Annotated in this window: 1 protein-coding gene and 1 pseudogene; both read right to left on the reverse strand. The window is 72.4% G+C overall.

What is annotated here, in order from left to right; translation table 11 throughout:
- Positions 1-328 (reverse strand): annotated as a pseudogene (locus tag ECOMGDLI_RS37120) (RNA helicase); the annotation flags it as partial.
- A gap of 384 nt (positions 329-712) precedes the next feature.
- On the reverse strand, positions 713-1,549 hold the full coding sequence (locus ECOMGDLI_RS33125) for a carbon-nitrogen hydrolase family protein (protein WP_088321094.1): 837 nt from the start codon (positions 1,547-1,549) through the stop codon (positions 713-715).
- Between the last annotated feature and the right edge of the window lie 184 nt (positions 1,550-1,733).

Consider the following 1,733-nt stretch of genomic DNA (forward strand, 5'->3'; position numbering starts at 1 on the left):
CCTGGGGACGGTCGCCATAGGAACGCTGCGGCCGGTCACCCTGCGGACGGTCGCCGTACGAACGCTGCGGACGGTCACCCTGCGAACGCTGCGGACGGTCACCCTGCGGGCGGTCGCCGTACGAACGCTGCGGGCGATCCCCCTGCGAACGCTGCGGCCGATCGCCGTAGGACGTGCGCGGTGCGCGGTCCCCGGTCGGCGGGCGGTCGGCGTACGGACGCTGCGGCCGGTCGCCCTGCGGGCGCGACTGGAAAGGACGGCCGCCGCCGGTCGGAGTGCGGGAGCCGGCCGGACCGCCGTAGCTGCGGCCGCCGGAGCGCTCGCCGCCGCCGGCTCCACCGGAGCGCTGCGCTCCGGGAGCCCCGCGGTCGTCCCACGAGGTGTTTCGGGTCGGACGGTTCGCACCACCGGCACGGAAGGGCCTCGCGGCTCCCCCGCCCTGCGACGTCCCCCGGTTCCGGCCAGCGCCGGCGCCTCCCGACCCGCTCCCCGTACGGGGGGTTCGGTTCTGGCGCCGTTCGTCGTCGGCCACGTGTCTCCTTCATCAAGCCTTCGCGGACCGGGGCGGTCCGTCCTCACCACTGTTCTCGTGTCAGTACCCGCTCGACGCGGGTGCAGGCTCCGCGGTCGAGGACCGCGTCGCTGACCCCATCCTCCCGCACACCCCCCGGAAGCACCGAATCCGTGACCCGCCGCGAGGCGTGACAGGTCGTCAGATGCACGTCCGGTCGGCGCTGCGCGGGTCGTCGAGACCGCCCGTGTCGTAGCGGGGGTCGTCCTGCACACTCGCCCGCCACGGCCGCGCCTTGCTGAGGGGGATGTCGAGCTCGGGGGCATTCCTGTCGAGAACGCCCACGACGACGCCCTCGACGTCGGGCACCGTCGCGACGACCTCGCCGCGCGGGTCGATCAGGGCCGAGCGGAAGAGGGCATCCGTGTCCGACGGGGCCGACAGGCTGACCCAGGCGTTGTGGATCGCGGCGTGCGAGCGGGCCTTGACGAAGAAGATGCTGTCCACCGGGTAGGCGCTGAGCAGCAGGACGTCCACGCCCAGCCGGTCGTACTCCATGAACAACGCGGGGAAGTTGACCTCGATGCAGATCACGCACCCGAACCGGAAGCCGTCGACCTCGAACACGATCGGCGCGTGCCCCGGTGTGTAGAAGCGCGTGACCTCCGTCGCGGAACACACCCGCTTGTCGTAGCGGGTGACGACCCTGCCCTCGTCGGAGATCACGTACAGGCTGTTGTGCGGACGGCGCGACCCGCTCAGCGGGTGCGCGCTGCCGAGAACCACCCAGATCCGGAGCTGCCCCGCGAGGGCGACGACGCTCTCGAGCTCCTCCGCGACCGCTGCCCAGTCCACCTCGGACCAGTCCTGGATCGGGTTCTTCGCGTACCCCGAGAGCATGCCCTCCGGGAGGTGGACCATCCGGGCGCCCTGCGCGGCGCCCTCCCGCATCACCGCCTGGACGCGGGCGGAGTTCGCTCGGACGTCCCCGGTGACGGGCAGCTGCGCCGTGGCCAGCCGGAACGTGATGTCGCTCATCGCGGCACCGTACCCAGCACTGCGTCCCGCGCCGAGCACCCCGGGCGACGTCATGACGTGGCCCACCCCGCGGACGACGTTCACAACCGCTTCCGGCCCGGGCCGGCGTCGAGCGGTGTCGGGAACTCTGTTGCCAAAATGCGTGATGGCCACCCCGTGTGGGGTGGCCATCAGGCAATGGGTG

Source organism: Kineosporia sp. R_H_3, assembly GCF_002198675.1.
GTDB lineage: Bacteria > Actinomycetota > Actinomycetes > Actinomycetales > Kineosporiaceae > R-H-3.

Coding starts and splice junctions, on each gene's coding strand:
- ECOMGDLI_RS33125 (WP_088321094.1), bottom strand. CDS start 1,549: ATGAGCGACATCACGTTCCGGCTGGCCACGGCGCAGCTGCCCGTCACC.